Consider the following 25,138-nt stretch of genomic DNA (forward strand, 5'->3'; position numbering starts at 1 on the left):
GTTCAACCGTTCTTAGTGTCAACCTAATTCAGGACGGGTCAGGATCGAACACCTACCCAGAAGCAGCTGAGGGCTTTGTGGGGGCAGTGACCGAGCAGTGAGAAGCCACTGCCCCCGGCCCTTCCTCCGCCTCCGGATTTCTGATCTTGATTGCGATCCTTACTTCACGCCGTCACTGATGGCCTTGAGCAGGGTCGAGTTGGCATCGTCGCCGCTGAACTCCCAGAAGAAAGCGCCGCCGAGGTTCTTGCTCTTCAGGTAGTTCATCTTCTCGGTGATCTGCACCGGGGTGTCAAAGCTCCAGAAGGTGGTGCCGTTGAAGATCCACTGGGCGCGGCTCACCGGGTCGACATAGCTGGGGTAGTTCAAGGTCTTGAGCACCTTGTAGTCCTCGTTGCCCTTCTCGTAGGTGGCCGGTGCCGGGATCGCGCCGGTCTGGTAGAGCCCGTTGTTGGTGTTGGGCACATTGGTCCAGCCGCGGCCGTAGAAGCCGATGCCCAAATTCAACTTCTTGGCCTGCACACCGCGGTCCAGATAAGCCTGGATGGCATCCGCCGTGTTGTAGACCCGCGCATCGCCGGTGGACGGATCCTTGGGCGAGCCGTACAGCGGCGCGTGGAAGTTGGTGGTGGTTTCCCAGCCGCCGTGGAAGTCGTAGGTCATCACATTGATGAAGTCCAGCGAGTTCTGGGCCACTTCGGGCTGGTACTCGCGGATCTTGTCAATGCCGGCCGGCGCGGCCATGGTCAGCAGCAAGCCAGGGCGCACCGCATCGAGCTGCTTGCGGAATTCCGCCACCAGGCCGTTGAAGTTCTCCTTGTCTTCGGGCTTGCCGCAGGAAAGACCGCAGGCCACGGGGTATTCCCAGTCGATGTCGATGCCGTCAAACACGCCGGCCGCTGCGCCCGGGCCACCCGCGTAGTCGGTCACCGGCAGGTCACCCTTGATGTAGGCGTCGATGCAGGACTTGACGAAGGCCACACGGTTCTCCGGGCGCGCTGCGCTGGAGAAGCCGCGCGAGTAAGTCCATCCCCCCAGAGAGATCAGCACCTTCAGCTTGGGGTATTTGGCCTTGAGCTTCTTCAGCTGGTTCCAGCTGCCGCGCAACTTCTGGTCCCAGAGGTCACCGACACCGTCCACGCTCTGGCTGCCCTGGAAGGACTTGGTGTAGTCGGCAAAGGCGTCGCCGCCCACGCCGGTGTTCTCGTTCACAGGCACGGTCAGGCCCACCTCGCAGACGTTGTTGCGCACATTGCCGAAGGCGTAGTTGATGTGCGTCAGGCGCGCCGCAGCACCGCCCTTGTCGATGTCTTTGACCAGATAGTTGCGGCCGTAGATGCCCCACTGGGCGAAATAGCCCACCACGTTCTTGGCACCGGTGTTGGTGTCGGGCTTGGCCGTGCGCACCGAGATGGCCGGCGAAGCAGCCGAGGCACCGGCTTGGTTGAAAGCCACCACGCTGAAGTTGTAGGCCGTGTCGGCCACCAGGCCGGTCACGCTGGCATTGGTGTTGGCGACTTGCGCGGCCTGCGCGCTGCCCTGCAAGACACGGTATTGCACCGTGCAGTTCGGGCCTGCGGCCACGGCCGACCACGTCAAGTTGACGCTGTTGCTGGTCTGGCTCGGTGAAGCCAGTCCGGACGGCACCGCCGGAGGCGCGGCGCAAGCGCCGCTGGCCGTGCTGGTCAGCAGAGCGGCGCTTTGGGCCGAGGCATTGCCGGCCTTGTCACGGGCCCGCACTGTGTAGCTGTAGGCGGTGCCGGCGGCCAGGCCGGTGTCGGTGTGCGTGGTGGCTGCAGGTGAAGCCACCAGCGTGCCCGCACGATAGACGTCGTAGCCGGCCACGCCGCTGCCGGCGTCGGTCGAGGCGCTCCAGTTCAGCACGATGCTGCTGGTGGTCTGGCCGCTGGCCGTCAGGCCTGAGGGCACGGTGGGCGGCGTGGAATCGGCCGGGCCGCCGTCGCAATCACCGAGCGGCTTCCAGACATCCCATTGGCCGGCGTTGGTCGCCGGGGTCTGGTTCTGCGTCCACCACTTGGCCGAATAGGCCTTGTTGGCTTGTTGCACGATCTTGCCGCCAACGTAGGCGGTCTGGGCGTTCCACTCGGCCACGCCGGTGCAGTTGTAGGCCATGGCCAGGGGGCTGGCCAGCCCGAAGGCCAGGGCCAGGGCGGGCGGGATCATCGTTTGTTGCAGTCTCATATTGTCTTGCTCCGTTGAGAGGGGTTGAGTGCGTTCACTTGCCTGCGGCCTTGGCGGCAGCGGCCTTGGCCAGGGCGGCGGCGCTCAGGTCCGCGCGCCGTGCCTCTTGCTTGAGGCTGTAGGACTTGCCACCGAAGCTGACCACCCAGTTGCTCGGCATGGGCATGGGCAGGTAGTAGTTCAGGGCGATGGTCACGCTCTGACCCGGGGCCAGGGTCTGCCAGGTCGGCAGCTTGAAGGCAGCGCGGTGCATGTCGTTCTTCAGGCCGCCGATGTTGTGGCCGGCCGGGTTGGCACCGCTCTGCACGATCTTCAGCCCAAAGCCGCTCTGGTCAGCCAGCGTCGCAGGAATGGCGGTCGGGACATCGAAGCTGAAGTCGGTGCCGCCCGGCAGGGTCTGCGTGCTGTTGTTGGTCAGGGTCAGCTTGGGGTTGATCGGGTAGTTGGCGTCACCCAGAGCGAAGCCGGCGATGCTGTAGCGGATGTCCAGGCTCTCGGTCGGCAGGGCCGTAGCGCTCAGGCGGTTGCCGTAAGGCGTGGCCGTCTTGAACTTGTTGTACAGCGCCTGGGTCAGCGTGCTGCCCATGAAGTACTCGGCCTTGGCGTTGTCGTAGGCGTAGTCACCCGCCAGTTCCCAGAACATCACACCCCCGATGCCGCGGTCGGCCACGTACTGCGCCTTCACGCCGATGCTCTGCTCGTCCTCCGTGGAAAGGAAGACCCGTTTCTGGGCATTCCACAACCAGGGCGCGACCAGGGTGCCGTCGTAGTAACGGGTGTAGCTGCCGGTCAGCTGATCGGCCGGGTTGGTGGCCGGGTTCAGGCCGTAGGCGGCCAGATAGCTGCCGGGCTTGCCGGCGGCCAGGTTCATGGTGTGCCAAAGGGGGTTGGAACCGGCCGGCACTTCCTTGCTGGAAACATCCAGGTCATGCCAGAGGTTGTCGATGCCGATGGCACCCGCACCGCACTTCTGCACCGTGCCGCCACCCGTTCCCGGCGGGCACTTGGTCTGGTCGGTCTGCGCGGCCGTGCCCCAGAGGCCGTTGGTGCCGCCCGTCACGTCCTTCCAGCCTCGGGTGTAGTAAGGCACACCGATGTTGATGCGGCCGGCCGGCAAGGCGCCGCGGAAGTAGTGATACGCCCAATCGGTGTTCAGGTAGCCGATGCGGCCGTACTGCGGCGCGGTGTAGTAGCTCCAGGCCTCCAGCTCCTTGTCCTTGCCGTCGTCATAGAGCGCTGCATTGGGGCCGACGAACTGGTTCCAGGCTCCGTGCAGGTCATAACTCATGATGTTGACGTAGTCCAGGTATTGGGTGACCTGGTAGTTCTCCATGCCGCGCAGCAGGTAACCGGAGGCAGGGGCGGCCACGGTCAGCATGTAGTGGCGCTTGTCGGCCTGGCCGCCGGCGTCCAACTTGGCGCGCAAGGTTTGCATCAGCAACACATAGTTCTTCACCAGGCTGGCGCGGCGCGCATTGGAGATGGCGAAGTCGTCCGGGTTGCCGGCGTCCTTCATGCTGGTGGCGTACTCGTAGTCAATGTCCACACCGTCAAAGCCGTACTGGCGCAGGAAGGCCAGGGCCGAGTCGGCAAAGGCATTGATGCCGGCCGTGTTGGCGCTGCCGTCGGCATTGGTGGTCATGGTGTAGAAGCCACCGCTGGCCACACGCTTGCCGCTGTCGTCGAAGTAGCCGCCGGTCTCGGCCCAGCCACCCACGGACACCAGAGTCTTGACCTGCGGGAACTGCTTCTTGTACTTGCTCAGCAGGTTGAAGTGGCCCTTGTAGCTCAGCGTCGGGTCCATCTCAGCACCGGCCACTCCGGGCCAGCTGATGCCGGTGGCCGGGTTGTTCGGGTCGTTGACATTGCCGACCGAGAGCTTGTTAGCGCCGTCCACATGCGCGAAGGCGTAGTTGATGTGGGTCAGCTGCGCCCAGGGGATGTTGCTGGCCAGGTAGGCGGGCTGGCCGTTCTTGCCGGTGCGCCAGCTGGTGAAGTAGCCGATGATGCGGCGCGGCTTGTCGGCACCCATTTTTTCGCGGCCCTGCTCGTCGTAGACCTTGCAGTAGGCGGGCGAGGTACCTGGGCTGGTCAGCAAGCCTTCGGGACGGCAGCGTTCGTCGCCGGTGGCGGTGCCACTGACGGTGATGCGCACAGCCGGGCTGTCGGTGCTGGCGCCCTTGTCATCGGTGGCGCGCGCGACGACGTCGGCCACGCCGGCACGCGCCGTCCAGGCCACGCTGAAGGGCGATGTGCTGTCTTCGGCCACCAGGGCGCCGTTGACGTAGAAGGCCACCTTGGCGACCGTGCCGTCGCTGTCGGCGGCATTGGCGCTCAGGGTGACGCTGTCACCTGCGCCGGGCGTGGCGCCGGCAGTCGGTGCGGTCAAGGCCACCGTGGGCGGCTTGTTGACCGGGCCAGCCGTCACGGTGACGGACTGGGTCTTGGTGTTGGTGGCGCCCTTGTTGTCGGTCACCGTCAGGCTGACGTTGTAGCTGCCGGCGGCCGAATAAGTGCGGCTGGCGGTGGCACCGGCGGCGCTGCCACCATCACCGAAGTTCCAGGCATAGCTGGCAATCGTGCCGTCCGGGTCGCTGGAGCTGCTGCCGTTGACACTCAGAGTCAGGCCACTGGCGCTGCTGGTGAAGGCGGCCACGGGCGGCTGGTTGGCCACGGTACCCACAGTCACCTGGCTGCTCTTGCTGCTGGTGGCGCCCTTGTCATCGGTCACCGTCAAGGTGATGGTGTAGGTACCCGCTGCAGCATAGCTGCGGCTGGCGGTGGCGCCTGTGGCCGTGCCGCCATCACCAAAGGTCCAGGCATAGCTGACCACGCGACCATCGGCATCGGTCGAGCCGCTGCCGTTGACGCTGACGACCTGGCCGCTGACGCTGCTGGTGAAGGCGGCGACTGGTGGCTGGTTGACCACGCCGTCGCAATCACCGAGCGGCTTCCAGACGTCCCACTGGCCCGAGTTGGTGGCCGGGCTGTTGCCCTGGGTCCACCACTTGGCTTGGAAGGCCTTGTTGCTCTGTTTGGCGAGACCGCCAGAGGTGTAGACGGCGCTGGCCGACCATTCGGTCAGGGCCGTGCAGTTGTAGGCCAGGGCCGGTGTGGCGGCCATGGCGGCCATCAGCACGGTCAGGCTCGGTAGTGCGTGTTTCATGGATGAATCCTTGCTTGTCTCGGGGCTTGGTTCTCAGGGCGTCAAAGTGCGTCGCGCAATGCAGCCGCCCCACCCCTCGCTCGAACGAGGGCTGCAGGAACGGTCTTCGGGAGAGCGGCGGGCGCGGAGCGACGCGACTTGCCCGCCGGGGTTTTCAGTGCCGGCTCATGGCTTGATCACCACGTCAAAGTACTTCTCGACACAGCGCTGGTAGTCGCCGGCCTTGAGTGCAAAGTGGGCGGTCTGGTAGCCGACCAGCTTGCAGGCGAAGGCCTTGCCTTCGGGCATGTCGGGGTAGTAGGCCCAGTCCTGGTCCCAGTAGATGTCCAGGGCGCCGGCACCGCCGACCACAAACGGCTTCTGCGTCGCGCAGCCCAACTCTTCATTGGCCGCGATCGGCACGCCGAGAGAGGCCGCATGCTGGCGGTAATAAGCGATGCGATTGACCGACTGCGGCTTCTCGGTGATCTGGCCGCATTCGATACCACCGTTGATCACATTGGTGGTGGCGCCGAAGCCGGGCTTGATGCCTTGTGCGGCATCGGTCGCGTTGGGCTTCCAGCTGCCATCCACCACATGCAGCATGCTGGGCTTGGGCGAGGCCGGGTAGACGAAGAAGAACACCGCCGAGGCCAGGTTCAACCAGGTGTCGGCCACCTGCTCAGGGTTGTTCAGCAGCACCTTCACATCACCGAACATGGCGTCCGAGAAGGGCCCGTAGTTGAAGCTGTAGGACAGCTGCTTGGCACCGCGGCCGAAATACTGCTTGTAGCGGCCCTGCGCATCCTTGCCGCAAGGCCAGACCTGACCCTGCCAGGTGCTGGGCAGGCATTCGTTGTTGTAGGGGCAGCCGTAGCTGTCCTCGCTGCAACCGGACTCGCGCACAAAGTACAGGGCCTGGCGCCATTCGGGAATGGCGTTGTTGCGATCATGCGCGCCGGTCTCCTGCGTGAAGTGGGCAAACATGGTGGCCAGGGTCTTGCGGCAGATGGCATCGGCATCGCGGCCGTCGCTGTAGCTGCTGCACACGCCCGAGAACTTGGCCACGGCCTGCAGCAGGCCGGTGTAGCTGTAGCTGGCATTGCGCAGCGGGAACAGGAATTCCCACTGGCTGGCCGGAAGCAGGCGCTCCACCCGCTTGACGTTCTCGGGGTTGCTGGCCGCGCCGGGCTTGACGGCGGTGACGACCGCGTTATCACGGGTCGCCACCGAGGCCTTGACCGAGGCGAACAGCGGCGTGCCGGTCAGCCGCGCCTCATTGGCCAGCACATCGGCCTGGCGCAAGAGGTATTTGCCGGTGACCGGATCCTTGATCACGGCCGCCAGGCTCAGGCTCAGGGCCTTGCTGCCGGTGGCGCCTTTGTCGTCGGTGACCGTCAAGGTGACCGGGTAGGTGCCGGTCTTGGCATAGGCATGGCTGATCTTGGCGCCCGTGCCGCTCGTGCCATCGCCGAAATCCCAGCGCCAGCTGGCCACCGTGCCATCGGTGTCGCTGGAGCTGCTGCCGTCGAAGCTGACGGTCAGGCGGTCCACCGCCGAGCTGAAGTTGGCCAGCGGTGCCTTGTTGCCACCCGTGCCTCCGCCGCCACCGCCATCGCAGGCGCCCAAGGGCTTCCAGACCGCCCAGGCGCCCGAGTTGCTGGCAGGCGCCTGGCCTTGCGTCCACCAGTTGGCCGAGTACGCCTGGCCAGCGTCCTGCACCTGCTTGCCCGCCGTGTAGGCCGTGGCCGAGGCCCAGACCGGCAAGGCACTGCAGTTGACGGCCCAAGCCGGGGCCGCAGTCAGCAGCAGGGTCAAAGCCGCCCAGTGCCGGGCGCGCAGATGACGACCTGTAAGGCCTGACAGTAGGCCGAACGGCCGATTCGTGGAAACCTCGCGCGCTCCGGTGAGGCGCTCTTGGCCGCATGCCAGGTGGGTTGCGATTTCAGGACTTCGGTTCATGAACAACTCCCATCTCTCACGCGCCAAAAGGCTGCAGCGCCGGTGTGATTCAAGCCCCAAAGCCCATGGCAATCGAGGCAACCGCTTCAAGACCAGAACAAGTCTTTGGCCCTTCAGTGGTATTTACTTTAGATACCAGTTGATCGCAAAACATAGATGAAAACACCTAGTTAGCGCGAAACATCGTGTAAACAGCAATACCAAACGCAGTCCAGATCGCTTAGCGATACGGAGCGGCGGAGCCTTGCCCACGGCGCCTATCAAGCCCACTTGCTGCGGACGGCCGCGAGCCCGGATCGGGCGCAGTACAGCCGAAATCGGACGCGGTCTTGGATACAGAAAGACACGGAATCTCACCGTTAGCAAGACCTCCCGATCCTGCATCTGCGCATCATCAGCGGCTGCCGTGCCGCGCTTCGCCGCCTGCCGCAAAGGCAGGCCGCGGACTCAGGCGCCCAGATCGATCAGCTGGTCGTCATCGGCCGCGCTGCAATCAGCGGACAAGGGCAGCCAGCCACGGCGCAAAACCACCTGCTGGCCACGCAGGCAGAGCTCGATACGGCGAGCTTCGGGCCAGCGCTGGCGCACAAAGTGTTCGATGGATTCGGGCATGCTGACCCGGTAGCGCAGCTGCGCCAGGTCTTCAGCCGGGTGGTCATCGCTGTGGACCCAGGGAATCAAGGCGCCGGCCCACATCAGCGGCCGCCAGCCCAGCTCCACAGCCGTGGGCTGGTAGCCCTGGGCTTGCAGCCAGACCTGGGCCTGGGCGCGCAGACCCGCTTGGTACACGCCCGCTTGGGCCTCAGCCGAGGGCTGCAAGCCGGCCCAGCCGGCGGCCAGCAGCTCGAGAAGCCACTGGTTGCAGTTCTGGTAACTCAGACCGAAGGCGTAGGCGTTGGCGCTGTAGCGCGGTGCCAGCAGCTGCAAGGCGCGGCCATCATCGGCCGCCAAAGCCTGCACCGGCGCCGCGGCCTCGGGCGGCAGCAAGAGCAGGGAGATGACGCTCAAATCCGGGGTCAGCGTGCCCAGCAGAAAGCCGGCCAGGCCCTGGTCGAACAGGCGAGGTCGGTTCTCGTCGCAGGCGAAATAGAGCTGGCGCACCGACCAGGGCGTGTTGGGACTGGCCTTCAGGCTGATGCCTGCATGGGAATAGCGCAGGCCAAAACGCTGCAGATCCAGCCCGGCACGGGCGACGATGGCCAGCTCCTGGCCCGAGGCTTCCAGCTGCTGCTTGACCACGGCGCTGAAGCGCAGCAAGCGGTCCTGCTGCGCCACGCTCATGGCCTCGGTGGTCTGCGCGCAATAGCGGAGGATGTCGGCGTGGCAGGGTGCTGAGGCCAGAGCGAGAACCGCGGCCACAGCCGCCAGCAAAGGCAGCCCGGCCGACACCTTCACGCCCATTTCAAAGCGTCACAGCGCGCGAGGGCAGCTCGCGATAGAAGGCGTCGTCCAGCACCAGGAAGAAAGCCTGCTGCGTGGCCTGGCGCGAAAACTCCAGGCCATAGGACGTCGGCCGGGCGCTGACCCATTGGCCGGTCTCCAGGCCGGCGGCTGCCAGGGTCGTCTGCGGCAAGAACAGGAAGAACTGCTCGGCGCTCTGCCCATCGGCGGTCGCGTCCTTGGCCTGCAAGCTCAGGCGCATCTGGCCCGGGCGACCCGGGGCCTCGGCCACCTCGATGATCTTGTAGTCGCCGGCCGCCACCTTTTTGTCGCCGCTCGAGCTTTCGCTGGATTTCTGCACCGAGGTGGACAAGCTGCCGATCGAGGTGCCGATGCTCTCGGAGGCCGAGGACGCCGACAGGCCTGCGGCCAAGGCGGGCGCCGTCAGGGCCCCGGAGCCCAGCGCCAACAAAGCAGCCGCGGCCCGGGCCGAAAGACGCAAGGAATGGGTGTTCATGAGGGCTCCATCCGGTTCAAAGCAAGGATGCGCGATGTTAGCGGCTGCCCGAGGGCAAGCCGGGCCTAGACTGCGCACTCTTCGCCCCTCTTTCATCCAACACTCATGAAGCTGAAGAACAAGGTTTGCATCATCACCGGCGCCGCCCAAGGCATTGGCCTGGCCACCGCCCTGCGCTTTGCCCAGGAAGGCGCCATCGTCATCTGCGGCGACATCAAGCCCGAAGCCGTGAACGCCGCCGCCGACCAATGTCGCGCGCTCGGCGCCGAAGCCTTGGGCCTGGTGCTCAATGTCACCGACCGCGCCCAGGTGGACGCGCTGGTGGCCGAGGTGCTGGCGCGCTACGGCCGCATCGATGTGCTGGTCAACAACGCCGGCATCACCCGCGATGCGCGGCTGCAGAAGATGAGCCTGGAGCAGTTCGACGCCGTCATCGACGTCAATCTGCGCGGCGTCTTCCACTGTGCCCAGGCCGTGGCCGACACCATGGTGGCGCAGGGCGCCGGCGTGATCCTGAACGCCAGCTCGGTGGTCGGCATCTATGGCAACTTCGGCCAGACCAATTACGCGGCGGCCAAGTTTGGCGTGATCGGCTTCACCAAGACCTGGTCGCGCGAGCTGGGCCCCAAAGGCGTGCGCGTCAACGCAGTGGCGCCGGGCTTCATCGAAACGCCCATCCTGGCCACCATCCCCGAGAAGGTGATCACCGAGATGCAAGCCCATGTGCCGCTCAAGCGCCTGGGCAAGCCCGAGGAGATTGCCAGCGTCTACGCCTTCCTGGCCAGCGAGGATGCCAGCTATATCAATGGCGCGGTGATCGAGGTCTCGGGGGGCATGACGGTATGAGCGGCCGCGCCCTGGGCTCAGCGGCCGGTGCGCTCTTGGCGCTGGCCCTGAGCAGCCCATGGCCTGCGGCGTGGGCCACTGAAGCCTCTGCCTTCAACTGCCATGCCAGCAGCGAACAACTGCGCACCTGGGCCGGCACCTGGGTGGAGCAAGGCTTTTTCACCAAGGCCGTGCAAAGCCGGCAGTGGTTCCACGAGGGCGCGCTGGAATCGACTGCGCCCTACACCGAGCTGAGCATCAGCGCGGATGGCCGCAAAGTCCGCTTGGGGTGGAACTGGCATGAGGGCGCCGAGGCGCGCGACGAGCATCCCGAAGCCGACCCCAGCGGCATGGTGGCCCTGCCCTGCTTTGGCGACACCCGCGAGCCAGGCCAAGGGCCAGCGGCCGCGCGCCTGCTGGAGCTGCGCGATCCTCAGAGCGGTCGCCAGGCTTGGTATCAATACCTTGCCGGCCCGGGCCAAAGCCCTCAGCGGGCCTACTTCAAGGCAATCTTCCAAGGCTGCTTTGCCAACGCGCAAGGCCAGCGCTGGTGCTTCGAGCCGAATGGCCAGCTGCGAATCGGGAATCAGGTGCTGCGTGCCGAGCTGATGCTGGACGGCATCGAACAGCCCAGCGGCGTCAGCGTGCTCAAGGTCCAGGGCCAAGGCCTGTTCTGGCTCTTCAAACCCAATGCCGATGGCGGCTGGTCGGTGGAGCGGCGCGGCTGGGCCAGCGAGCCGGGCTACCGCGAGCCCAACTGGCTCAAGCCCTGGCACACCCTGCGGCCCGAAGCGCTCACGAAGCCAGCAGGCCGCTGACCCGCTCCCGCAAGAGCTCCGGGCTGACTGTCTGGGCCGCCAGCGGCGCCCCGGCCAGCAGGCCGACCCGGCTGAACAGCCCCCGCCGGAAGGGCCGCACCATGGCCTGGCCCTGCTCCACGCGTGAGAAGAAAGAGCCCCAGAGGTTCTGCAGCGCCAGCGGCACCACGGGCACCTGCTCGCGCCCTTCCAGGATCTTCATCAGCCCGCCCTTGAAGGGCTGCAGCGTGCCGTCGCGGGTGATGCCGCCCTCGGGGAAGATGCAGAGCAATTCGCCCTCGTCCAGCACCTCGCGCGCCAGCTCGAAAGCACGCTCGTAGGTGGCGGGGTCTTCCTTCTGCGGCGCCACCGGGATCGCCTTGGCCAGGCGGAACAACCAGCCCAGCACCGGAATGCGGAAGATGCGGTGGTCCATCAGAAAGCGGATCGGCCGCGGGCTGGCCGCCATCAGCAGCACGGCGTCGATGAAGGAGACATGGTTGCAGACCAGCAGGGCCGGGCCGCGCGCCGGAATGTGCTCGTCGCCGCGCACGCGGAAGCGATAGACCAGGCGCGAGGCCACGAAGGCGACAAAGCGCAGCAGGTACTCGGGCACCAGCATGAAGATGTAAAACGCCACCACCGCATTGGCCAGGCCCACCGCCAGGAAAAGCTCGGGGATGCTGAAGCCCGCGCCGAGCAAGGCACCGGCCAGCAGCGAGCTGGCGATCATGAACAGCGCGTTGAGGATGTTGTTGGCCGCGATGATGCGGGCGCGGTGTGTTGCTTTAGCGCGCAGCTGGATCAGCGCGTACATGGGCACGCTGTACAGGCCGGCGAACAACGCCAGCAGGCACAGGTCGGCCAGCACGCGCCAATGCGCGGCCTGGGCCAGAAAGTCGCCCAGGCTCAAAGCCGCCGCAGGCGCCGGCAGGCCGCGCGAGGCGAAGTACAGGTCGATGGCAAACACGCTCATGCCGATGGCGCCCACCGGCACCAGGCCGATCTCGACATGGCGGCGCGAGAACAGCTCGCACAGCAGCGAGCCCACACCGATGCCCACCGAGAACACCACCAGCAGCAGCGAAGCCACCTGCTCATTGCCGTGCAGCACTTCTTTCGCAAACGCCGGGAAGTTGGCCAGGAAGACGGCGCCGAAGAACCACATCCAGGAAATGCCCAGCAGCGAGCGGAACACCGCCAGCTGCTCACCAGCCAACTTGAGGTTGCGCCAGGTCTCGCTGACCGGGTTCCAGTTGATCACCAGGCCGGGGTCGGTCGCCGGGCAAGCTGGAATGGCTTGCGCCGTCAGCCGGCCCAGCACCGCCAGGCCCAGGCAGGCCAGGGCCACCTGATGCGCGCCGACCTCTGGCCGAGCGATCAACACGCCACCGGCCACATTGCCCAGCAGGATGGCCACAAAGGTGCCCATCTCCACCATGCCATTGCCGCCGGTCAGCTCGCGCTCGTTCAGCTGCTGCGGCAGATAGGCGTACTTGACCGGGCCGAACAGGGTCGAATGCAGGCCCAACAGAAAGACGCAGACCAAAAGGGCCGGCACATTCGTCGCGTAAAAGCCCCAGGCCGCCAACGCCATGATGGCGATCTCCAGGCTCTTGATGAACTGGATCAGCCGCGTCTTGTCATGCTTGTCGGCCAACTGCCCGCTGGTGGCCGAGAACAGCACAAAGGGCAAGATGAACAAGGCGCCGATCACCAGCCCGGCCTGGGCCGGCTTCAACCAGCTCAGCTGCAGTTGGTAGGTCAGTAGCACGGTGAAGGCGAACTTGAACAGGTTGTCATTCGCCGCGCCCAGGAACTGGGTCCAGAAAAACGGGGCGAAGCGGCGCTGCGCCAAAAGGGCGAACTGTCCGCCGGATTCGTGTTGTGTCATGGGGTCCGTCCTCTCCTGAGGGTGATGCTTGTTTTTGCCGTTACTGCGATGCCTCGCCAGCTTCGGCCTGGCCCGCTTCAGTCCTGTGCGCTGCACTCTAGCCGAGCCGGAGCGGGCTCATTCAAGCGAAATGCCGGCGTGTTGCGAACACCTCGAGGCCCAGACCCCGCCCCTGCCAGCGAAGGGTGCGCTTGAGCAAGAGGTCAAAGAGCAAGGGGTTGTGTTCGCGCAGCTGCTCCAGAAAAGGCTGCTGCGCAGCATCCAGCAGCCCCGCCCGCACCAGGCTGCCCAGGCGGTAGAGCGGGCCGACGCCGGGCAGCGGGTAGTCCGAGCCGTGGAGCAAGCGGCCGTGCCAGTCTGGCCGGCTCAGCACGCTGCGCCAGACCTCGGGCCGACGGTTGAACTGGAACAGGGCCGAGACATCGCCGAGCAGCAGGCCGCTCCAGGCCGGCTCGTCCAACAGGCGGGCGAAGAGATCAAAAGCCGGGCGCAGGCGCGGCCGGGGCTGGTCCAGATCCAGCGCGTCGCCGAGTGAGGCGCAATGGGCCGCGATCACGCGCACGCCTTGCGACAAGGGCTGGCGCAGCAGCAGCGGGTTGCCCAGTTCCTCGCGGCCGGCGCCGGGCACGGCTTTCTCTTCGCCGCAGTGCACGATCAGCGGCAGGCGGGCGGCGGCCAGGCGTTCGTAAAAGGGGCGCAGGCGGCGGTCGCGCAGATCGATGTTCATGCTGCTGGGCAGCCATTTCAGCGCCACGGCGCCGCCGGCGATGGCCGCATCCAGGCGGGTCAGCCCATCCTCGCGGTAAGGGTGGATGGAGGCCACCCAGGCAAAGCGCTGCGGGCCGGCCTGCGCCACGCTGCGGGCGTAGGCATCGGGCACATGGAAGGTGGTCCAGTCGGCTTGGGCCCGGCCCTGCTCGTCGTGGGCCTCGTCAAAGGCATAGAGCATCCAGCGCGCGCCCTCGGGGAAATCTTCGGTCAGCGCACGCAGGCGCTGCAGATAGGCGCGGTCCACGCTGGGCGCATCGGCCGGCACGCAGGCGCCGTCCATGATGACGCGCCGGCGCAAGCTCTCGCCCGGGTGCCACCACTGGTGCATGGCAGGGTGGATGCGGCAGCCGCTGCCGGCATCGCCGGTGCCGAGGAGATGGCAGTGCACGTCCCAGAGCTGGCGGGCGTCGATGTCCTGCCAGAGCTGCTGCAGGGCCGGATGCTGGCGCTGGGCCTCGGGCAAGGCGCCACGGCAGGGCTTGCGCAGATAGCCCGCCTGGGCCGGGCGCACCAGGCTGGAGAACAGGCCGGCCACCGCCGCAGCGCCGCAGCATTGCAGGTGGCGGCGCCGCGTGGTTTGAAAGTCAGCATCGTGGTGCATCGCGTGTCTCACTCCGTCTTGATTGAACTGAGCCCGGCTGGGCGCGGGCTGGGAATGAAAGCGATGCTCGCGGCGGCGCGGCGCTGGCGTGCGAAAAATGCCGTTCGGTGGCAAGACCTGGCCCCGACGGTGGCACCATGCGCTACTGCTGCGCCCGCCCCACACCGTTTTTTTCTTACTTCTTCTTCGCACCGAAGCCCGCATGTCCACCACCCAAACCCTGATCGAAGTGATCAAGGCCGAGCTGAAGAGCCAGGGCCTGAGCTATGCCGATGTGGCCCGCGAGCTGGAGCTGTCGGAATCCAGCGTCAAGCGCATGTTTGCGCCCGGCGGCGAGATGCCGCTGTCGCGGGTCGATGAAATCTGCCGGGTGCTGAACACCGATTTCGGCGAGCTGAGCCGCTCACTCAGCGAACGCCAGCCCCTGCGCATGGAGCTGAGCCTGGCGCAAGAGAAAGCCGTGGTGGCCGACCCCAAGCTGCTGCTGGTGGCGATCTGCTGCCTGAGCCAGTGGACGGCCGAGCAGATGCACCAGCACTACCGCCTCAGCGAGGCCGAGGTGACCCTGCACCTGGCCGAGCTGGACCGGCTGGACATCATCGAGCTCAAGCCCCTGAACCGCTACAAGCTGCGCGTGGCCAAGACCTTCCGCTGGCGCCCGCATGGGCCGGTGATGAACTTCTTCCGCGAAGAAGTGGCGGGCGATTTCTTCTCAGGCGGCTTCGACGGCGAGGCCGAGCTGCTAAGCCTGGTACACGGCCGCCTCAGCCAGGCCAAGGCCCGCGAGCTGGTCGAGCGCCTGCAACGCCTGGCCCACGATTTCGCCCGCCAGCACCTGCTGGACCAGAAACTGCCCGAGGCCGAGAAGCGCCAGTACACCCTGGTGATGGGCATGCGGTCCTGGTTGTTTGAGCACTTCAGGCATTTGCAGAGGGCGGGGCGGGGGTAGAAAGCACAAAAACAGGTCGCGACACACATGCCCATGATGCGTTTTGCTGCACGCAAGTGATGGAGCTTTTGCGCAATCGGATTGCCGCGGTGGACAACAGCCCCCTCACGACAGCCTAGCCACCGCTCTGCCCTCCGCGGCACGCGCCCTTCACCCAGGCACCACCTGCATCCAGGCACTTGTCCTGTGCCACGAACCTGAAGCCATACAAGGCCACAGGCCAGATCACGAGAGCCGCACAAATCACCGCGCCCATTGCGACAGCTGTGAATCCAAGCCGCGACTTCTCGAAATGAGAGTGAACGGTTTGAATTCCAGCCAACCTTCCGGCGCCTGCCGGCCCGATCCAGTACCGGCTGTTGTCCCCGAACGGTTCTTCAATGACGAAGGTCTCGCCGGCGACTTGAAATTCGCAGAAAACATCGCTGCGCAGATTCGAAGCGAGAACCCGAGCGCCGGGCACAGAGGCTGCAATTCGACGCGCGAATCTCCGGCCCAGAAGCGAACTGATCTCAAAGCCGAGAAGCCGGCCTTCTTCGTCATGAGTTGGGTGGATTCGCATCGACGGTGCTTCGAGTTTGAGTCAGTCGGCCTTCGACGGCAGTACATCGTAGTGCCAGAACGAGTGGGGACTGGAAGGCGGAACGCTGTTTTCAGGCCCCGGTACCGGCGTGTCTGTCGCTGCGGGACGATTCAGCGAAAGAGCTTGGGAGTCAGGTCTTGCCTTGAGATTTAAGGTCTGACCCTCATGCCCCTCATGCCCTAGGAGATCCGCTTGAGTGACTGGGTATGCCTCGAACTTGGAGATTGAGCCTTAGCTACTTGCGTTCTGAGTGCGAGCCCGATTGAACCGGGCTGCCACTCGCGCGGCAGACAAAGCAGCAAGCATTGCCGAAGCCGGGCTCAAAAGAGTCATAGTGCTGTAGCGCAGAATCAGTTCATCATGGCCGCTGACGAATGTAAGGCCAAGGAACAGGGACGCCACAGCCCAGAAGGCTCCATAGGCAAATATCCAAGCCATCGGATGTCTTGCCCGCAAGATGAGGCCGAGTGAGAAGGCTCCGACAAAGACTGCCGATCCCAGGGCTATAGGCACAAACAGCTCCGAGGCGGGAGATTCAATCTCAATCCCGAGTAAGGGCAATAGCTGTCCAATGGTCGGGCCGATGAGCAAGAAGAGTGCTGCAACGGTGAGGAGCATCGACCCCAGCAGGCAAGCAAGGTTCAACAACGCGCGATGCATTTCAAAGACCAAAGAGGTTATCCAATACCCCGAAATCCACAACCACTCGCACCATTCAGGGCGTGTGAACTTCGGCGATGGCGAGTTTCTGGGTTCATCGGCGAACTCGGGCTGTAAGCCGCAATCGCGGCGCATAAGCACGATTGTGCCGCCTCTGGACTGCGCTACTGAACCCCGGTTTGCCCCAATCCCGCTTTCGAGAGCTTCTCGATGTTGTGCACCATGCAGGGTCGGGCGCTGGGGTCAGCGCGGGGGTCAGGCCTCAAATCTCCAGGCCACATCTACTCCGCGACGACGTTCAGGCTGGCCAGCGAACGGCTGCTCCAGGCACATTGCAGCCAGCCCCTCTGGGCGTCTGAATGAGCGGATCCGCTGTGAGCGGACGCCCACCTTCTCTTGGCGACCGCCAGCAAGCAATGCGCTGCAGATTTCCCCCATACAGTTCCACACTTCGCCCTTGAGCACTGTGCCGCCGCTGACCACTGAGGACCGGCATGCTCTTGCCATGCGCCAGGCTGCCCAGACACCCGAGTTCGACATGGCGACAGATCAATCCCGGTGCAGGTCGTGAATTGACTTGCTCTGTGCCGACTCATTACTCACCAGCACATTCACCCCATCACAAACCTTTGGCTTTCAGTGATTCCATTTCGAAATCACCGTCGTCATGCAGGCGCAGCCAGCCGTCGAACTTGCCCAAGCCCAGTGTTTTTGCAAGCGACAAGAGCAGACTCTGGCCCGCTGCCACTCGGTCGGGGTAGAGCTGGTACACCGGGTCTGTATAGGCCTGCACGGGTGTCGTGAAACTCCAGCCCATGTCTTTGAATTGCTGGATGACATCGTCCAGCCACAGCGCGTTCACCAAATTGTGGTGCAGCAACAAGACTTGCGCGATGTCACGACCTTGCAGTTTGCGAGAGAGCTCGCGATACGCCAGGGCGCGCTGCTTGATGTGAGCCAGATAGGCCGCCTTGATTTCGCCAAGGTCTGCCAGATTGGCTTGATGGACCAGATTGGGTTGGCCATCCGGGTTCATGCGCTTCAAGACCTCAAGCAGTTTTTCATTGAAACGCCAGTCGCTGGTATCCAGGCTCACGTAAGCATTGCGGTACTGCTGCTTTTGCAAAAACTCGCGCATGCCGTCTCGCTTGTCCGGGGTCTTGCCTTCACGCAAATAGGTGTAGCGATACCATTTTTGGTAGCCCGGCAGCGTGGCGATGATCTTGTCGCAGTCGATGATTTCTTGCTGGTAACTCAGCAAGCTAACCTTCTCGCTGTTGAGATCCGGGTGGCTCATGGTGTGATTGCCAATCGCATGGCCCGCATCGCCCCAGGCTTTGGCCATGGCATAACCCTGTGGTGTGTTCGCTCCGTTGTTTGCCGTCACAAACAAGGCGCCTTTGACGCCATGTTTGGCCATGGCCGCCAACATGGCTTGATTGCGCTGCTCCGCACTCAACAAGGGCGTGGCTTCTATGTTCGGACCATCATCAATCGTCAAGGCAAGCGATTGTGAAGAGGCCGCTTGATGAAACAGCATGAAGCAAGCAGCCAAGAACAGCGAGCCCATATGTCGAGAGAAACAGAACATGAACGGCCGTTTGAAGTGATGCATCGTTGGCAAAGTCGCATAAAGAAAATGAGGGGACCAGCCTCCACAGACCGTTGAGGAGGCTGGGGGCGCTGGGGGCATTCAAGAAGGCAAGCCGGCCCTAGGCAGAGAGAGAGCAAGCCCACAATTGGGGTCGACCGCCATCACGGCGAGGCGCGAGGAGCGCAGCCCCCCTCACCCGCGAGCCAGGTCTCATTCGCCCTGGTCATGTCTGCTGCGACAAGCCTTGCGCTTCAGAGCAGACAAGTATGGCGGCCTGCGTGGCAGAGACTGACAGCACCAAGGCTGTCAGGCCCGACGCTCACCGCTTCGGCGCAAACCCCGCATCCCCAAACTGCCAGAGGAAGAAGCTCCACACATCCGCCGTTTCGTCCAGGCGCTGCGACACGCTCGAGCCCATGCCGTGGCCGCCTTCAAAGTCCACGCGCAGCAGCGCGGGCTTGCTGGCGTAACGCTCGGGTTGGGCGGCTTGCAGGCGAGCGGCGAATTTGGCGGGGATCCAGGCTTCGACGCGGGGGTCGTTGGCGCCGGTGGTGACGATGACGGCCGGGTAGTTCACGCCGTCGCGCACGCGGTGCACGGGGCTGAGCGCATACATGCTCTTGAAATGCGCCGGGTTGGTCACCGTGCCGAACTCGGCGATATTGGGCGCGCCGTTGAGCGTGGTTTCCATGCGCAACATGTCGGACAGGCTGACCGCGCTCTGCGCCGCGGCAAACAGCTCGGGCCGCTGGGTGATGGCGCCGCCGATGGTGATGCCGCCGGCGCTGCCGCCGGTGCCGGCCAGGGTGGCGGGCGAGGCGTACTTCTGCGCGATCAGGTACTCGGCGCAGGCGATGAAGTCAGAGACCGTGTTCTGCTTGGTCAGGATGTAGCCGCCGCGGTGCCAGTCTTCGCCCAGCTCACCGCCGCCGCGCACATGGCAGATGGCCGAGACGCCGCCGCGCTCCAGCCAGGCCAGGCGAGTGGCGCCGAAGCGGGGCTCCTGGGTGATGCCATAAGCGCCGTAGCCGCTGAGGATGGTGGGGCGCTTGCCGTCGCGCGGCGCGCTCTTGGACGACAGAATCGACAGCGGCACCATCACGCCGTCATGGCTCTTGACCATGACGCGCTCGGCCTGCACGCCCGAGGTGTCCACGGCCACCGGCTTTTGCAGGTCCACGCGACGCGCCGATGCGTCAGCTGCGCCAGGCTTCATCAAGACCAGACTTTGCGGCGGCTGGGTCCAGCCCTCGTGCAGCACCAGCAGCTCACCGCCGGGCAAGGGGCTGATCTCGCGCAGCGTGCCTTCAAACGGCAGGGCCACGGTCGAGATGGCGGGCTTACCCTTGCTGGGCTTTTTCTCCACCCGCCAGAGCTTGCTCACGCCGGCATCCAGGGCCTTGACGTAGACGGCATCGCCAGCCAGCTTGATGTCCTGCAGCACGCTCTCGCCCGCCGGCAGCAGGGGGCGGAAGAGCGTGGTGCGCAGGCGCAGGTCCAGCTGCAGCAGCTCGCGGCGCGAGGCTTTTTTCTGGCTCAGGGCATAGATCTGGTCGCCCGAGATGGTGGCCTCCGTGACCTTGTCTTCCGGGCGGATGATGCGGCGCCAGGCGGTGGCCGCGCCCTTCTTGAGCAGATCCTCGGCCGGCGCCACCCAGTAGGAGCGCTCGACCGCATCGCCATGCAGCACCTCGGCCAGGGCCCAGCGCGAATCCTTGCTCAGGTACACATAGGGCAAGTCGGCCAGGGCATGCTTCTCCTGGGCATTCACCTCCCAGCCGAACAGGGGCGCGTCTTGCGCCGGATCGGCGCCGAGCTTGTGCAGGAAGACGGCGCTCTTGTTGTAGCGCTCTTCCGCCGGGTGGCGGTTGTAGGCGAAGCCGCTGCCGTCCTTGAACCAGGCCACGCCGAACTGGTTGAGGCCGGTGTGGGCGATGGCCTCGCTCAAGAACTTGCCGCTGGCCACATCGAACACGCGCAGCACGCTGTTCTCCGAGCCGCCACTGGACAGGCCGATGGCCAGGCGCTTGCCGTCCGGCGAGGGCGTGTACCAGTCGATCGCATGCTTGCCCGGCTCGCCGGGGATGTTGTTCGGGTCCAGCAGCTCGCGCTCGGCACCATCTACGCCCGCACGCAGCCAGAGCCGCGACTGGTTCTGGCCCGGCGCGCGCTTCATATAGAAGAGCTGGCCGGCCACGAGCTTGTAGCCGCCGGTGCTTTCGCCCGCGTCGGAGAGCTGGCCCAGGCGCTCGCGCAAGGCGGCGCGGCCGGGCAGCTGGGCCAGGCTGGCCTTGGCGTAATCGGCCTGCGCGCGCAGCCAGGTCTGGAACTCGGCGGACTTCTGGTCCTCCATCCAGCGGTAGGGGTCGACCACGGCGGTGCCGTGATAGACATCGGTGACGGGCTTGAGCGGGGTGGCGGGGTAGGGTGAATTGGGGCCGGTCTGTGCGAACAGCGGAGCGGACAGCAGGCTAACGCTCAAGGCCAGTGCCAGGCGAGACGGGTTCAGTTTCATGTGCGGCATGCTCCAGTGGTGAATGACATCGGCGGCGCGGTGGTGCCCCGAGTAGAAAGACCTGCCAGCCGATGGGCCGGCGCTGCGAAGGGTGGCGGCTTGAACCCTGAACTGCATCAAGACGGCGGCCCATCTTAATAATGATCGGCAAGGCGCCACACCCGGGTCGACGAGGCGGTCGCTTTGATCAGCGACAATGCCGCCCATATGTTTGCCCTGTTCGATGACGCCGGAAAATTCCTCGCCGGCCGCGTGATGTCCGAAGCCGACAGTTCGATGCAAATCGAACTGGAGTCGGGTAAGCGCGTCAAAGTGAAATCAGCCAATGTGCTGCTCAAGTTCGACAAGCCCGCCCCGGCGGAGTTGATCGCGGAAGGCCAGCGCCTGGCCCAGGAGATCGACCTGGACCTGGCCTGGGAGTTCGCGCCCGACAGCGAGTTCGGTTTTGCCGACCTGGCGCGCGATTACTTCGACGCCAAAGCCGGCGTGACCCACCAGGCCGCCGCCCTCTTCCGCCTCTTCGAAGCGCCGCATTACTTCCGCCGCGCCGGCAAGGGCCAGTTCAAGAAGGCGGCCGAAGAGGTGGTCAAGGCCGCGCTTCTGGGCATCGAGCGCAAGCGCCAGCAGGCGCTGCAGATCGAAGCCTGGGCCGAGGAGCTGGCCGCCGGCCGCTGCCCCGACGCGATCCGCGACCAGATTTACAAGATCCTCTTCAAGCCCGACAAGAACGGCCCCGAGTACAAGGCCGTGGTCGAAGCGACCCGGCGCTCGCACAAGGCACCGCTGGACCTGCTCAAGAGCGCCGGTGCCATCGCCAGCCCTTATCAGTTCCACTGGAAGCGTTTCCTGTTCGAAACCTTCCCCAAGGGCACGGGTTTCCCGACCCTGCAGGCGCCCGAGATCAAGGACGAGCTGCCGCTGTCGCCGGTGCAGGCCTTCTCGATCGACGACTCGGCCACCACCGAAATCGACGATGCGCTGTCGGTCCAGGGTCTGGGCACGGGCACCATCGTCTTCGGCGTGCACATTGCCGCGCCGGGCCTGGCCTTCCAGCCCGACTCGGCCGTGGACAAGGTGGCGCGCGAGCGCCTGTCCACCGTCTACATGCCCGGCTGGAAGCTGACCATGCTGCCGGACGAGGTGGTGCAGGCCTACACCTTGATCGAAGGGCGCGACTGCCCGGCGGTGTCGCTTTACGTCACCATGGACGAGGCCACGCTGGCCGTGACCGGCAGCGAGACCAAGCTGGAGCGCGTGCCCATCAAGGCCAATCTGCGCCACGACAAGTTGGACGGCATCATCACCGCCGACACCTTGACCGGCGCCGCCCCGGCCGACTACGCCTTCGCGCCCGAGTTGGCCTTCACCTTCCGCCTGGCCAACCATCTGAAGGCACAGCGGGAAGTCGTGCGCGGCAAGCCCGAGAACTTCAACCGGCCGGACTACAACTTCCGCCTCGATTCGAATGGCGAGCGCGAGCCCAATGGCAGCGAGACCGTCAGCATCAGCACCCGCTTGCGCGGCTCGCCGCTGGACCTGATCGTGGCCGAGGCCATGATCCTGGCCAACTCGACCTGGGGCGGCTGGCTCAACGACATGGGCCTGCCCGGCATCTACCGCAGCCAGGCCAGCATGGCGCCCGGCGTCAAGGTGCGCATGGGCACGCGCGCCCTGCCCCACGCGGGCATGGGTGTGGCCCAGTACACCTGGGCGACCTCGCCGCTGCGCCGCTACGTCGACTTGGTCAACCAGTGGCAGATCATTGCCTGCGCCAAGAACGGCCGCACGGCCGCCCTGGTGGCACCGTTCAAGCCCAAGGACGCACAGCTCTTCTCCATCATCTCGGGCTTCGACGCCGCCTACAGCGCCTACAACGGCTTCCAGAACGGCATCGAACGCTTCTGGACCTTGCGCTATCTGGTGCAGAACGAGATCACCGAGCTGACCGCCACCGTCATGAAGGACGGCCTGGTGCGCGCCGACGAGCTGCCTCTGGTCTTCAAGGCCCTGGGCTGCGAGCCGCTGCCGCGCGGCGCCCATGTGCGGGTGCGCATCACCGGCACCGATGAGATGACGCTGGATGTGCACGCCAGCCTGATCGAACGCCTGGAGGCCGAGGACGCTGGCGCCACCGGCAGCGAGGACGCCGCCGAGAGCGAAGACGACGAGGTGCTGGAAGGCGGTGGGCCCCTGACCCTGGCGCTGGACATGAGCGCCGAGGGCGACGATGCCGCCGCCGCTGGCGCCACGCCAACCGAGGCGGCTGCGAACTGACGATGCGGCGCGGCCCGTTCTCCACCCTGCAGATCGCGCTGCTCGTTTCGGCCGCTGTGCATGCCGGTCTGCTGGCGTTCCGCTGGGTGGACCCGGAGCGCTTCAATCGCCTGTTTGAGGAAACGCCGCTCGAGGTCGTGCTGGTCAACAGCCGCAGCACCGAGCCGCCGACCAAGGCGCAGGCCCTGGCCCAGGCGAATCTGGCCGGTGGCGGCCAGGCCGAGTCCGGCCGCGCCACTTCGCCCTTGCCACCGTCCAAACTGCTGGAAGTGGGCGAGGCCAATGAGGTGCAGCATGCTCAGATCGCCGAGCTGCAGCAGCAGCAACAGCAGCTGCTGAGCCGGGTGCGCCGCGAGCTGTCCATGCTGCCCCCGCCCGACCCCGAACGCGACCGCGGCACGACCGAGGCGCGCGAGCAGGCCGAACGCCGCCGCCAGCTGGTGCAGCTGCTGGCCGAGATCGAACGGCGGGTCAACGAAGAGAACGCCCGGCCGCGCAAACGCTATGTCAGCCCGGCCACGCGCGAAGTCGTCTACGCCCAGTACTACGACCTCTTGCGCCGCAAGGTCGAGGCCCGCGGCACGCGCGACTTCCCCACCTCCAAAGGCCGCAAGCTGTACGGAGAGCTGACCATGAACATCCATGTGGACCACCTCGGCCGCGTGATCGAGACCGACATCGTTGCCTCCTCGGGCAACAAGACACTGGACCGCCGCGCCGTGGCCATCGTGCGCGCGGCCAGCCCCTTCGGCAACTTCACCCAGGCCATGCGCAAGGGTGCGGAAGTGCTGGTGATCAGCTCGCGCTTCCGCTTCACCCGCGAAGACGGGCTGGAAACCACCTTGAGCCCGCAACCATGAGTGCGCCTGCTATGGATCTGTATGCCGTGGCCGGCAACCCGGTGGCCCACAGCCGCTCGCCGGTCATCCACGCCCAGTTCGCCGCCCAGACCGGCGAAGCCCTGAGCTACGAGCGCCTGCTCTGCCCCTTGGACGACTTTGCCGCCACCGTTCAGGCCTTCGCCGCCAGCGGCGCCCGCGGCTGCAACATCACCGTGCCCTTCAAGTTCGAGGCTCACGCCCTGGCCGCGCGGCTCAGCGAACGCGCCCGCCTGGCCGGCGCGGTCAACACCTTGCGATTCGACAGCGACGCGGACGGCCGGCCCGCCTGGTTGGGCGACAACACCGACGGCGCCGGTCTGGTGCGCGACATCGAGCACAACGCCGCTCGCAGCCTGGCCGGACAAACGGTCTTGCTGCTGGGCGCCGGTGGCGCCTCGGCCGGCGTGCTGGGCAGCCTGATCAGCGCCCGACCGGCCGCCATCACCGTGGCCAACCGCAGCGTAGACAAAGCCGCCGCCCTGGTCGCCCAGCATGCCGACTGGGCCGAACAGCATGGCGTGGCCCTGCAGGCCCGCAGCTTGCAAGACTGTGGCCAGGGCTTCCAGATCTTGATCAATGGCACCAGTGCCAGCCTGGCCGGCGCCGCCGTGCCGGTGGCGGACGGCGTGCTGGCCCCCGGCGCCTTGGCCCTGGACATGATGTATGGCCCAGCGGCCGCGCCCTTCCTGGCCTGGGCCGCCGCCCAAGGCGCCGAGGGTCGCGACGGCCTGGGCATGCTGGTCGAGCAGGCGGCCGAAGCCTTTGCCCTCTGGCGCGGCAAGCGGCCGGACACCGGCCCGGTGCTGCAAGCGCTGCGCCAGGAACTGGCTTCAAAGCCATGAAGCCTTTGCGCTTCTTGACCCGGCTGGCCGCCCTGCTGCTGCTGGGCGCCCTGGCCTTGCAGCTCTACTTTGCCGGGCGCATCGCGCTGATGAATGTGCTGGCGCCGCAGTCCACCACCTTCCAGCGCGCCGAGGCCTGGCGCATCCTCAGCGAGCAAGGGCGCCTGCCCTGGAGCCAGCAATGGGTGGATGGCGAGGCACTCTCGCCTCAGCTGCGTCGCGCCGTGATCGCCAGCGAAGACGCCAGCTTTGCCGAGCATGGCGGCGTGGACTGGGAAGCGCTGGAGAAAGCCTGGGAACGCAACCAGCGCGCCCAGGCCAAGCTGGAAAAGAAGCTGGCCCAGGTCGGCCCGGCCGCCAAGACCGTGAAGCCGGCCAAGGTGGTCGGCGGCTCCACCATCACCCAGCAGCTGGCCAAGAACCTGTTTCTCAGCGGCGAGCGCAACTTCGTGCGCAAGGCCCAGGAAATCGTCATCACTTATATGTTGGAGGGGCTGCTGAGCAAGCAGCGCATCCTGGACATCTATCTGAACAATGTCGAATGGGGTGAAGGCCTGTTCGGCGCTCAAGCCGCTGCCCGAAACTATTTCCGACTCGATGCCAGCCGGCTCAGTGCCAACCAGGCCGCTCGCTTGGCCGTGATGCTGCCGGCACCCAAGCGCTTCGAGAAGCGCCCGGCTTCGCCTTATGTGCTGTCGCGCGCCGCGACCATCGAAGCGCGCATGCCGGCGGTTGAGCTACCCTGA

Annotated in this window: 18 protein-coding genes; 7 read left to right on the forward strand and 11 right to left on the reverse strand. The window is 65.6% G+C overall.

The genetic code is table 11. The annotated features are described in order from the left end of the window. Positions 1-159 precede the first annotated feature (159 nt). From LNV23_RS20340 to LNV23_RS20360, 5 genes are all read right to left on the reverse strand, one after another. A complete protein-coding gene (locus tag LNV23_RS20340; protein WP_263564672.1) occupies positions 160-2,202 on the reverse strand; it encodes a glycosyl hydrolase family 18 protein in 2,043 nt (680 codons plus the stop codon). A gap of 34 nt (positions 2,203-2,236) precedes the next feature. Continuing rightward, complete coding sequence (locus LNV23_RS20345) at positions 2,237-5,368, reverse strand: chitinase C-terminal domain-containing protein (protein WP_263564673.1); 3,132 nt, start codon at positions 5,366-5,368, stop codon at positions 2,237-2,239. Between the two features lie 165 nt (positions 5,369-5,533). Further along, complete coding sequence (locus LNV23_RS20350) at positions 5,534-7,165, reverse strand: glycoside hydrolase family 19 protein (protein ID WP_263564674.1); 1,632 nt, start codon at positions 7,163-7,165, stop codon at positions 5,534-5,536. A 591-nt stretch (positions 7,166-7,756) separates the two neighbouring features. Beyond that, positions 7,757-8,704: a DUF2145 domain-containing protein gene (locus tag LNV23_RS20355; protein ID WP_263564675.1), complete on the reverse strand. Its 948-nt coding sequence runs from the start codon at positions 8,702-8,704 to the stop codon at positions 7,757-7,759. Positions 8,705-8,711: 7 nt separating this feature from the next. After that, the gene (locus LNV23_RS20360; protein ID WP_263564676.1) at positions 8,712-9,206 is read right to left on the reverse strand and encodes a hypothetical protein; all 495 of its coding nucleotides are present in this window, start codon (positions 9,204-9,206) and stop codon (positions 8,712-8,714) included. A 105-nt stretch (positions 9,207-9,311) separates the two neighbouring features. Between LNV23_RS20360 and fabG the strand changes: the two genes are divergently transcribed. Both fabG and LNV23_RS20370 read left to right on the forward strand, forming a co-directional pair. After that, positions 9,312-10,052 carry a 3-oxoacyl-ACP reductase FabG gene (gene fabG, locus LNV23_RS20365; RefSeq protein ID WP_263564677.1) on the forward strand — a complete coding sequence of 247 codons (741 nt, stop codon included), beginning with the start codon at positions 9,312-9,314 and terminating at the stop codon, positions 10,050-10,052. Next, positions 10,049-10,849: a hypothetical protein gene (locus LNV23_RS20370; RefSeq protein WP_263564678.1), complete on the forward strand. Its 801-nt coding sequence runs from the start codon at positions 10,049-10,051 to the stop codon at positions 10,847-10,849. The genes fabG and LNV23_RS20370 overlap by 4 nt, the downstream gene beginning before the upstream one ends. Here LNV23_RS20370 and LNV23_RS20375 read toward each other — a convergent pair. Both LNV23_RS20375 and LNV23_RS20380 read right to left on the reverse strand, forming a co-directional pair. Beyond that, complete coding sequence (locus tag LNV23_RS20375; RefSeq protein ID WP_263564679.1) at positions 10,827-12,722, reverse strand: MFS transporter; 1,896 nt, start codon at positions 12,720-12,722, stop codon at positions 10,827-10,829. The two genes, LNV23_RS20370 and LNV23_RS20375, sit on opposite strands and share 23 nt — an antisense overlap. A 121-nt stretch (positions 12,723-12,843) precedes the next feature. Next, the gene (locus LNV23_RS20380) at positions 12,844-14,094 is read right to left on the reverse strand and encodes an amidohydrolase family protein (RefSeq protein ID WP_263564680.1); all 1,251 of its coding nucleotides are present in this window, start codon (positions 14,092-14,094) and stop codon (positions 12,844-12,846) included. A gap of 202 nt (positions 14,095-14,296) precedes the next feature. Between LNV23_RS20380 and LNV23_RS20385 the strand changes: the two genes are divergently transcribed. Continuing rightward, positions 14,297-15,043, forward strand: a complete 747-nt coding sequence (locus tag LNV23_RS20385) for a helix-turn-helix domain-containing protein (protein WP_263564681.1) — start codon at positions 14,297-14,299, stop codon at positions 15,041-15,043. 115 nt (positions 15,044-15,158) lie between these two features. On the opposite strand, the gene LNV23_RS20390 is transcribed toward LNV23_RS20385, so the two are convergent. The 4 genes from LNV23_RS20390 to LNV23_RS20405 all read right to left on the reverse strand — a co-directional run bounded on the left by LNV23_RS20390 (position 15,159) and on the right by LNV23_RS20405 (position 20,395). Then, a complete protein-coding gene (locus LNV23_RS20390) occupies positions 15,159-15,605 on the reverse strand; it encodes a hypothetical protein (RefSeq protein WP_263564682.1) in 447 nt (148 codons plus the stop codon). 252 nt (positions 15,606-15,857) lie between these two features. After that, positions 15,858-16,427 (reverse strand): hypothetical protein, encoded by a 570-nt coding sequence (locus tag LNV23_RS20395; protein ID WP_263564683.1) that lies wholly within the window; start codon positions 16,425-16,427, stop codon positions 15,858-15,860. Positions 16,428-16,905: 478 nt separating this feature from the next. Then, positions 16,906-17,979, reverse strand: coding sequence for a polysaccharide deacetylase family protein (locus LNV23_RS20400; protein ID WP_263564684.1), 1,074 nt, complete (start codon positions 17,977-17,979; stop codon positions 16,906-16,908). 220 nt (positions 17,980-18,199) lie between these two features. Next, positions 18,200-20,395, reverse strand: coding sequence for a prolyl oligopeptidase family serine peptidase (locus LNV23_RS20405; protein WP_263564685.1), 2,196 nt, complete (start codon positions 20,393-20,395; stop codon positions 18,200-18,202). Positions 20,396-20,602: 207 nt separating this feature from the next. Between LNV23_RS20405 and LNV23_RS20410 the strand changes: the two genes are divergently transcribed. The 4 genes from LNV23_RS20410 to mtgA are packed head-to-tail and all read left to right on the forward strand — an operon-like array spanning position 20,603 to position 25,138. Further along, complete coding sequence (locus tag LNV23_RS20410; RefSeq protein WP_263564756.1) at positions 20,603-22,669, forward strand: ribonuclease catalytic domain-containing protein; 2,067 nt, start codon at positions 20,603-20,605, stop codon at positions 22,667-22,669. 2 nt (positions 22,670-22,671) lie between these two features. Beyond that, positions 22,672-23,529, forward strand: coding sequence for a TonB family protein (locus tag LNV23_RS20415; RefSeq protein ID WP_263517021.1), 858 nt, complete (start codon positions 22,672-22,674; stop codon positions 23,527-23,529). Next, on the forward strand, positions 23,526-24,392 hold the full coding sequence (aroE, locus tag LNV23_RS20420; RefSeq protein WP_263564686.1) for a shikimate dehydrogenase: 867 nt from the start codon (positions 23,526-23,528) through the stop codon (positions 24,390-24,392). The genes LNV23_RS20415 and aroE overlap by 4 nt, the downstream gene beginning before the upstream one ends. Beyond that, positions 24,389-25,138: a monofunctional biosynthetic peptidoglycan transglycosylase gene (mtgA, locus tag LNV23_RS20425; RefSeq protein WP_263564687.1), complete on the forward strand. Its 750-nt coding sequence runs from the start codon at positions 24,389-24,391 to the stop codon at positions 25,136-25,138. Before aroE ends, mtgA begins: the two co-directional genes overlap by 4 nt.

This window comes from Kinneretia sp. DJ1R-11 (assembly GCF_025717595.1).
Classification (GTDB): Bacteria; Pseudomonadota; Gammaproteobacteria; order Burkholderiales; family Burkholderiaceae_C; genus Paucibacter_A.

What these genes read in the sequence shown, in the direction of transcription:
- LNV23_RS20340 (WP_263564672.1), bottom strand. Translation starts at nt 2,202, where the DNA reads ATGAGACTGCAACAAACGATGATCCCGCCCGCCCTGGCCCTGGCCTTC.
- LNV23_RS20345 (WP_263564673.1), bottom strand. Translation starts at nt 5,368, where the DNA reads ATGAAACACGCACTACCGAGCCTGACCGTGCTGATGGCCGCCATGGCC.
- LNV23_RS20360 (WP_263564676.1), bottom strand. Translation starts at nt 9,206, where the DNA reads ATGAACACCCATTCCTTGCGTCTTTCGGCCCGGGCCGCGGCTGCTTTG.
- fabG (WP_263564677.1), top strand. Translation starts at nt 9,312, where the DNA reads ATGAAGCTGAAGAACAAGGTTTGCATCATCACCGGCGCCGCCCAAGGC.
- LNV23_RS20370 (WP_263564678.1), top strand. Translation starts at nt 10,049, where the DNA reads ATGAGCGGCCGCGCCCTGGGCTCAGCGGCCGGTGCGCTCTTGGCGCTG.
- LNV23_RS20375 (WP_263564679.1), bottom strand. Translation starts at nt 12,722, where the DNA reads ATGACACAACACGAATCCGGCGGACAGTTCGCCCTTTTGGCGCAGCGC.
- LNV23_RS20380 (WP_263564680.1), bottom strand. Translation starts at nt 14,094, where the DNA reads ATGCACCACGATGCTGACTTTCAAACCACGCGGCGCCGCCACCTGCAA.
- LNV23_RS20385 (WP_263564681.1), top strand. Translation starts at nt 14,297, where the DNA reads ATGTCCACCACCCAAACCCTGATCGAAGTGATCAAGGCCGAGCTGAAG.
- LNV23_RS20390 (WP_263564682.1), bottom strand. Translation starts at nt 15,605, where the DNA reads ATGCGAATCCACCCAACTCATGACGAAGAAGGCCGGCTTCTCGGCTTT.
- LNV23_RS20400 (WP_263564684.1), bottom strand. Translation starts at nt 17,979, where the DNA reads ATGCCCCCAGCGCCCCCAGCCTCCTCAACGGTCTGTGGAGGCTGGTCC.
- LNV23_RS20405 (WP_263564685.1), bottom strand. Translation starts at nt 20,395, where the DNA reads ATGAAACTGAACCCGTCTCGCCTGGCACTGGCCTTGAGCGTTAGCCTG.
- LNV23_RS20410 (WP_263564756.1), top strand. Translation starts at nt 20,603, where the DNA reads ATGTTTGCCCTGTTCGATGACGCCGGAAAATTCCTCGCCGGCCGCGTG.
- LNV23_RS20415 (WP_263517021.1), top strand. Translation starts at nt 22,672, where the DNA reads ATGCGGCGCGGCCCGTTCTCCACCCTGCAGATCGCGCTGCTCGTTTCG.
- aroE (WP_263564686.1), top strand. Translation starts at nt 23,526, where the DNA reads ATGAGTGCGCCTGCTATGGATCTGTATGCCGTGGCCGGCAACCCGGTG.
- mtgA (WP_263564687.1), top strand. Translation starts at nt 24,389, where the DNA reads ATGAAGCCTTTGCGCTTCTTGACCCGGCTGGCCGCCCTGCTGCTGCTG.